Source organism: Calothrix rhizosoleniae SC01 (assembly GCF_900185595.1).
GTDB classification, from domain to species: domain Bacteria; phylum Cyanobacteriota; class Cyanobacteriia; order Cyanobacteriales; family Nostocaceae; genus Calothrix_A; species Calothrix_A rhizosoleniae.
The window spans coordinates 1-8,474 of sequence record NZ_FYBH01000216.1 but is presented as its reverse complement, the minus strand read 5'-3'; the positions used below and the strand labels follow the sequence as shown (position 1 = coordinate 8,474).

5 protein-coding genes, 1 tRNA gene and 2 pseudogenes are annotated in these 8,474 nt (G+C 38.7%); 1 reads left to right on the top strand and 7 read right to left on the bottom strand.

Features of this window, described 5'->3' with window-relative positions; genetic code table 11:
• Positions 1 to 80: 80 nt before the first annotated feature.
• From CALSC_RS13230 to CALSC_RS13195, 7 genes and pseudogenes are all read right to left on the bottom strand, one after another.
• Positions 81 to 524 (bottom strand): annotated as a pseudogene (locus tag CALSC_RS13230) (hypothetical protein); the annotation flags it as partial.
• Positions 525 to 1,003: 479 nt separating this feature from the next.
• A tRNA-Lys gene (locus CALSC_RS13225) sits at positions 1,004 to 1,078 on the bottom strand.
• A 778-nt stretch (positions 1,079 to 1,856) separates the two neighbouring features.
• Positions 1,857 to 2,057, bottom strand: coding sequence for a hypothetical protein (locus CALSC_RS13215; RefSeq protein WP_088241803.1), 201 nt, complete (start codon positions 2,055 to 2,057; stop codon positions 1,857 to 1,859).
• A 228-nt stretch (positions 2,058 to 2,285) separates the two neighbouring features.
• Positions 2,286 to 3,572, bottom strand: coding sequence for a sensor histidine kinase (locus CALSC_RS13210; protein WP_088241802.1), 1,287 nt, complete (start codon positions 3,570 to 3,572; stop codon positions 2,286 to 2,288).
• Positions 3,573 to 4,114: 542 nt separating this feature from the next.
• Positions 4,115 to 5,440: a TldD/PmbA family protein gene (locus tag CALSC_RS13205; RefSeq protein WP_088241801.1), complete on the bottom strand. Its 1,326-nt coding sequence runs from the start codon at positions 5,438 to 5,440 to the stop codon at positions 4,115 to 4,117.
• Between the two features lie 164 nt (positions 5,441 to 5,604).
• Positions 5,605 to 6,468, bottom strand: coding sequence for a Tab2/Atab2 family RNA-binding protein (locus CALSC_RS13200; protein WP_088241800.1), 864 nt, complete (start codon positions 6,466 to 6,468; stop codon positions 5,605 to 5,607).
• A 191-nt stretch (positions 6,469 to 6,659) separates the two neighbouring features.
• Positions 6,660 to 7,946 (bottom strand): hypothetical protein, encoded by a 1,287-nt coding sequence (locus CALSC_RS13195; protein ID WP_088241799.1) that lies wholly within the window; start codon positions 7,944 to 7,946, stop codon positions 6,660 to 6,662.
• Positions 7,947 to 8,244: 298 nt separating this feature from the next.
• Here CALSC_RS13195 and CALSC_RS13190 point away from each other — a divergent pair.
• Positions 8,245 to 8,474: pseudogene (locus CALSC_RS13190) on the top strand (hypothetical protein); the annotation flags it as partial.

Here is an 8,474-nt window from a genome sequence, read left to right as displayed (position 1 = left end):
ATTAATTATTTCACAAATTCAATTTTCAGCCAGTTGGATTATTGGGATTTCTATTTTTCCTCTGCCTAGAGTGACAAAAGAGGGTTAATGTGCAAACTAGCATATAGATGCTTCATCGCCTTACGTCCCCGTAAAGCCGCACGATCAAAAAATTTCGGGTTTGCTTCCCTGGTTTGCAGATATCGACGCACCGCAGTCCGAGCAGAACGGGGAACTTTACCTTGCTGTTGCTTCATAAAGTCCACAATCCGCGCCACCTGATAAGGAGGGAATTCTTGCAACATCATAAAGCCAGCATCCCGGTGCTCGTTAACGTTACTTGTCAACAAATGTCCCAGAAATACTTCCTTATGGTCGCGAACATCACCATGATGCTGATACCATGAAGCTAGGTGACCGTAGAAAATTGGGTCTAATTCCACCATGATTTTATGGAATTCTGCTACCTTTGCCAGTTCGCGGTGAGGGGTTGTCAGCAAACTGTTGAGCAATTCTAAACGTAAATCTTGCTCTGCTGTATCCATTAATACTACCTCCATCAATGAAGTGTAATTTGGTAGTAGGTGTTCCACGCAAGCAGTGATTTTTGGTAATCACCGCGCAAGTTTAGTGAGCTTTGATTTGATCAACCTTGGCAGGGTTAGTATGTAAGCTCCACCAGTCATGACAAGCAGTACTGGTTATCTATGTTAGGGCGCGGTAACAACTACTGGGATAAGTTGAATGTAATTAAGAGTGATACAAGGGCGAACGCTGATTATTTAATACAATAAAAAGCAGTGTATTCCCTGCAAAAGGAAAGTTATTAAAAGTTGCCGCACAAGTTAAAAAAGCCTTTGGTGTATACCCAGGAGTTGAACCTGGAATATCCTGCTTCTTATGCAAGCGCCTGTACCATTCGGCTAGTATGTAAGCTTTTTGTGTTGGGGCGCAGCAACCAATATAGATTTTGAATTTTGAATTGTTTATATCATCTCACGCAAGTTAAAAAAGCTGTTGTTTTTGGCTACTATCGCAGGATTCGCACCTGCAACCTCTTGATTAAATGTCAAGCGAGCTACTGTTGCTCTAGAAAGTATGTAAGCTTTTAATGTTAGGGCGCGAGATGAAATATTGGCAATTCTGGGACCTCTTACAAAAAGATCTGAGGTGTCATTTGGAGGTTTCGCGCAAGTCAACAAAGCTTTAAATTACCCGTATGCTCTACCTATTGAGCTACATCTCCGCTAATGGAGATGGTAGGAGTCGAACCTACAACACTACGATTAAAAGTGGTATGTAAGCTTCACAAATTAGGGCGCGAAACTGAAATCATTTACCAAGTAGATTGTTACTGGATAAATTTATAATTTACAAATTATAAATCATAGTTTTATTGGATATCCCATGCAAGTTGCTAAAGCCGGAGTTTACTTTTTTAAGTATATGTTTAAAGTATGTATGCTTTAGTCATTAGGGCACGGGACTATTGATGATAATTTATCTGATATTAGGAAACTCTTTTCTGTACAATAGCACTACGGAATCATGACGCGGACATTGTTGAAGCACTAAATTGATGAGCAGTAAACTGATTACTTATTATTTGTTACTTGTTACTTGCACATATCGCTATATTAGTCACCCCATGCAAGTTAAGAAAGCTGTTTTGTAATACACAGGAATCGAACCTGTAACATTTACCTCTTCAGGGTAACGCTCTACCAGTGAGCTAGTATGTAAGCTTTCAATGTTAGGGCACGGAGTGATTTTTTATTAACCAGATAAGTTGAAAAATATATCAAACATTGTCCGATTTCCAGTCGGATGTATGTATGCTTTTGTGGTTAGGGTGCAGATAAAATTATCAAAAATTATTATCCATATACCGCTTCTGGTCTGACAATTAAATCACCACTTGGTCTGCGGTCAATTACATAAGATTGCCAACGATTTAAATGTACATCAAAATGTTGTGCTAATCTCTCTTTGATGAGAGTATCGTTCATACCTGCTTTTACACCTAATTGGGCTTCATCTACATCATAAGAACGACCTTCAAATCTAATATGAACCATATCTAAAGCTCCTATATTACATGCAGTGAGCTAATCTGCTCTGACTTAAATGATTGATTGATATTTAATCTTTGTCCGTCGATATTTATATACTACATTCGTATTACAAAACTGTCAACATCCTAGGGGAAAATTTTTTTGGCATGATTTATTGTGATTAAACTCACATCCCAAATCCCAAATTGTCTACCTTTTCTGTCTGGGGTGATCGCGAATATAGATTAGGTATTACAATAAGAGTCTCTTTTTGACAGGATCCATTATCTTGCTTCCATAGGAGTCATTAATGTGATGAGAATTAGGGGTTAATATTTGACGTGGTAGTTCTACTCGGAACATAGAACCTTCCCCTAGCTGGCTAGTGGCGGTAATTTGCCCACACATAATTTTTACCAGAGAATGAGCGATCGCCAAACCCAAGCCCATACCGCCATATTTACGACTTGTGGTTTGATCAACTTGCCAGAAAGGTTCAAAAATACTATTAATATCTTGAGGAGCAATACCAATACCAGTATCCTGCACTGCGATCGCTACTCTATTGTCAGGCAATTCATCGATTTCTACCCAAATGTAACCAGATTCTGTAAATTTAGTTGCATTTGACAGTAAATTTGTTAACACCTGGCTAATTTTTCTTTTGTCGTTAAATACTACATGATTTTGCAAGTGGTTGCGAACAATAATAGACAAATGCTTTTCGTCTGCAAGGGAACGAAATTCTGCAACCGTAGTATCAATCAACTGTGATAAATCAAATACTTCTGGCTTGAGGGAAATATCACCATTCTCTAAACCAGAAAACTCAAGTATTTCATTTAACAACATCAACAAATGTTTACCATTATTGAGAATACGTTCCACCATATCCGTTTGTTGAAGAGTTAATGTCTGAAAATTAGGACGTAACAATAATTGAGCAAAGCCAATTACCGCATTCATTGGTGTTCGCAACTCATGGGATATGGTGGCTAAGAACTGTGATTTTAGCTGTGAGACTTCTAATAATTTCAGTTTTTGCAATCGAATTAACTGTTTCTGTGCTGCCAATTCTTGGTTTTGACACTTAAGGGATTCATTACTTTCCTGTAGCTTGTGCATCATCTGCGCGACTTTTTTTTCTGCATCCCCAAGTCGAATACATAGACGTAAAATCTTTGTCAATATTGTGGAAGATAGCTCGGATTTGCGGATATATTCAATTGCACCACTATTAATCAATTGTGTAGCATCTTGCTGATTATCTTCATCAATAATAATTACTATGGGGATTGTAATTGCTAGAGACTGTAATTGTTCAATAATGGCAAAAGCATCATGTTTTGGTAAGTGATGGTTGAGGAAAATACAATCATAGGCTGTGCCATGCAAAAATGGGTCAAGGGCATCGGCGCTTTTTTGCTGATTTACCACAGATACTTCTACGGATATACCTGTTTGACTAAGTAGCTTACATAGTGCGCCATAGTCTTGCTGGTCACAGCCAAGCATTAATATTTTGCGTGTCTCTTCCATCAGCTTTTGTGGTTATTACACACGAATTTATTCTATGTATAGGATTTCCTTTTTGCTCATGTGCCACAAGAGTAAAATCAACTAAAGAAACTGCAAAGCAACTTTGTAGAGCAAGATTATTCAGTATAATTACTGGATTAGAAGTGCAGTGTTTGTCATCACAGAATTACTATGTTAAGTGTCAATCTTTTCTATGATTCAAATCACTGTATTATATAATTCCTGGTCAAATTTAATTACCAGAAGTGTAACTAGGGCTTGCTGAAAAAGTATTTTGGTGAGGGTAGGGAGTAGGGAGTAGGGAGTAGTTCCAGCCTCCTTATTTCTAGTATTTTTGCCAGAAAAAATCACAGATGCAAGGATTTTAGGTTTAAAATCCTAATTCCCTTGCACTTATTTTCCAATAAAATAGCCTCAAAGCATTGATAAATCAATATTTTTCAGTTATTCAGCAGACCCTAACTAGAGGGTGACAGCTAATCAGAAGCAAAGAGACGCGGTTTTAACCCGTCCCGTAGCATCTTTTTAGAATCCCCTCGCCTTCAGCCAGGGGAGTAGTCAATTTTGCCTATAACCGATAGCCCCTCAACTATTAGAGACGGCGTATAACAAGAGCCATTCCAATCAGCATCACTACCCAATTTGACCAACTGCTTGAGGGCACTATAAATATTACCAGTTACCATAGTATCTTTGACGCGCCCAATTACCTGACCATTTTGGACACGATAACCCAAATCAACATTGATAGAAAAATCACCAGAAATACCACCACTACCACCCAGCATTTGATCCACAATTAAGCCATTATCCATATATGTAATTAATTCTGGTAGAGTTGCCAAACCGGGCTGGACAAGAAAATTAAATAAGCCAGAGGTGGGATAACTACCTAAATCGGGACGAAAACCATTTCCCGTAGAACTAGTACCCAGTTTTCTACTAGTGATGCGATCGCAGTAAAAATGCTGTAGGATTCCGTTTTCTACAAATATTAAAGGCTTGGTAGGAGTGCCTTCATCATCAAAAGGACAGCTATAAGGTCCCGCTAGGGGATTTTGATAGAGAGTCAGAGCAGTTGAAATAACTTGTTTGCCCATTCTTTCTACCCAAGGAGAAGCTTTTTCCAATATACGCTTACCATTTAAGGCTCCTTGCACAGTTTCCCACAGCATATCTGAGGCTTTGGAAGTAAACAATATGGGCACGCGACCATTGGGAGGTGCTGTCTTGTTCTCCGCCCAAGCTAGGCGTTGCAAAATTTGGGCAGCCACCTTTTCTGGTTGCAGGGCACCCCGTTTGGTTTCACCATCTGAGACGCTGAGAAAATCATCACCACGCACCCACTCAGCAGAAATATAGGAACTCAAAGTAGTGTCCGTATAATAACAATCTAAACCTTTGGTGTTTACCAATCTGGTAGTTTCCACATCACACTCCCAATCACCATTACAAATCGCATCTGGATAGACATTGCGAATCAAATCAATGGTGTGTTTGCCCCATTCCACTAACTTCTCTATAGGTACATCTTTCCCTAAATCTGGGTAATGAGGTTGAAAATTGCTACCAACCTCCATCAATTCTGGGGAATTAAGTTGACTTAAAGCTAAAGCACGCTCCACCATTAATTCTGGCTGCACAAGACCATAAGCAACTGCGATTCCTGGACATCCATTACGCCATAATCTTAAAGCTGTACCTTCCGCTTGATTGGTTTCTATTTGTTTCAAGCGATTACCTTCAAAAAATACAGGTCGAGAAAGCGATCGCGACTGATAAACTTCAGCCGCTTCCGCCCCAAATTTAATGGCTAATTCCAGCAGTTGTTCGGCTAGTGTATCTTGTGGTAACTGTTTAGATGCCATGACCTTGAATTGACTTGTGTAAGACACCTGCAAATGGAAGTTCCATACAGCTTGCTGCTGATGCAGAAATATTTGGGAGAGTGGAGAGTTTCCACTATGGGAGAATAAAGTTATGAGTCATAAAAGTTTGAGCCATTTCCCTCCACATTGTATTAGTCAAAAATTTAAGGTAGATTGACTTCACATAATAGCCAAAATCCTGCAAATGATTCTGCTTCAGCATCTGATTGCACGGCAACAAAATGAACACCGTTTGCTTTTTGCTTGGCTGACTCAAAATCCTCAGCAGCAGCTAAAACTTGGGGATTTTTGAGATTCGCTAAAATCCAGCTTTCACTAGCACCAGTTTCTAAAACTAATCTTGCACCTTGGCTATTGTCAAATCTTAACCATGCTAACTCTAAACCAGACATCCAACCTGCTAAAGGTAATGCTCTGGGAGAAAAAATCAATACTCCAGGAATTGGGGTTGCCTCAGAAACCCCCACTATTTCTAGGGGAAAGCCTTCACCAAAATCAATTTCCCATTCCGGCATATCCTTAAACTCAGCTGCTGACAAACTAGCAAACTGCCATTTTTGCCCTTCCAAGGCATCAGGTAATTTTTGTGGCAAGGGTGCTTGTAAGCGTACTGAAGGATTAATTCCTCCTGCATATCCAGGTTCTTGAGGATACACCTGTTCCATTCTTTGTTGCAACCACTGATTCAGTAGCAAGGTACGACGACTAGCTTGTACAGGAATACCAATATCTTCACAGGCTTTGGTAATCATATTATTCATTTGCCGGCGGAAGAAGCGGATTCTCATGGGTGCTTCTCCAGCTTGAGCGATCGCTTCTTGCATAGCAGTCTTCAACCAACCTGAGTTTACGGTTGTACTGGGGCAATATTGAGCATAGCGAAATAATTCATCTGTATTGATGCCAACCTCTGTAGGAGTTTCGCAAATCAAGACTTCCCATACTTTTTTTTGTTTGTCATCCACTATTGGACGAGAGTAAAAATCAAGTTCCCAAATACTGCCCATGTTATGCCGTTAAGTTTTGGCTACTTTTTGATATTTTTATAATACGAGGCTATGGGCAGAGGCGGAATAGTGAAGGAGAGAAGGAGAGAAGGAGGGAAGGAGGGAAGGAGTGAAGGAGGGAAGGAGTGAAGGAGGGAAGTGTGGGGAGATGAAATAACTAACTACCAACCATCAACTATCAACCATCAACTTTATTTTTTCACCAAAATATATGTTGACTGTGCATAGGTAGGCAGTTGGCGAATATACTGCCGGAAATCCTTTTGGCTCTTAAAAATACCTGCGAGGAAATCTAGTTGATACAAATTTGGTAAAAACGCACCACCAGTATCAGCGATTACACCTAATCTTAGTTGTTTCTTCCCACCTCTGAGATACTCCATCACAACAACCTTGCCTAAGCCAACATTCAACACATCCCCTGCAAAAGTTACTCCTGGTTTAATGGAAATTTTGGCATCAATGCTATGCCCATAACCTTTGATTGACTCCACCTGTTTAAAATACCAATAACGTTTTTGCGATCTGGCAGCTAATCCCCGCACATAGGGCATACCATTATTTTTATCCACATTAAAAAATGCCTGGGTCTTATCTGGAAAATTAATCAGGATAGTTCCTTGCATTAATGCCTCTTCAAAACCTTGGCGAGTTAAATATACAAGGGTATTTACCTTCCCAAATTCTTCCCCTCCTGCTTCATAAATACCTGACAAAACATCCTGTTTTGTATATTTTTTATAAAATTTATCGGTAGATTCACTATTTTTTAAACTATATACTGGAATATTAAAAGTGGAGGTTTTGGTGCGAGAACCTGGATGGGTAAAAACCGCATATTTGGTAATACGTAAATTCCTTTGCCTGGTGCGTTTGGGATTATGAGCAGTCCATTTAATCACGCGAAAATGCTGATTAATAAAATTGGGATCTTGTAAACGAGTTATTCGTTTATTGGCAATATCTTCTTCGAGGACTGCAATCATAAAATCCAGGGTTTTCAAGGTATCTTCAACTGTGACACCTTTAGTAGCTAAAATTCCTGGACGCATAACATCTGGATCTGCCTGACTATGATTACGGAAGTAATCCCTAGTATTGTTCAGAACTACTAATAGGTCTGACTGATTAAAATTTACCTTACTTTTAGGTAGTTTTCCTGTCTGAAAAACTTTACTACCATTGATATTAAATTTATATCTGAGCAACTCATCTATAACTGGGTAAGATTTTGGGGCTGACACTAATTTTTTGATGTCAGGCAGATTTTTGGATTGATTTTGATTATCAGTCCTCAATTGACTCAATAAATGTAAATTTATGGGCTGATTGCTTAAAATATTTTGTTGATGAATCGGGTTATGTTGTAGGCTAATATTTTGGTTTTTATTGTATAAATAAATGCTCGCCACACCCATACATGACAAAGTTGCTAAACTAATTGTCAGACGAAACTTTTGATTGGAAATAATACCCATAATTGAAAAAATTAAATTCTATTGATAAATGATAATGAAATTTGCCCAGAATCTAAATATATTAACCAAAATTTTCCCAATATCTCATCTGGAAAATTTACCTCCGAATTAATATGATGTATTAGAGTGAATGAATGTTGCATCTGGTTAGCATTTTCTGGGAAATTTCTAGGAAAATATCCAAAATCTTACTGGTAGATTAATACACTATTTCCAATAGACAAAAAGCTTAGATAATAAGCAGGTTTAGCATCTTGACTGCACTCGATGTTAAATTTTGAATTCGGAGCAAAGTAATATGGCAGACATCAGTGGTACTTGGTTAGGAACATACTGGCAACAAGGAATACCCACTCGCTTTGAAGCTACCCTGATTCAAAGTGGTAATGGTTTAACTGGCTCAATTCTTGATGATAGCTATTTAGGAGAGGCTCAACTTACTGGTGAAGTCATTGGACGTAATATTAGCTTTATCAAACTCTATTTTACTACTTCACCGGATTCTGTGAAATACATAGGTACAATCTG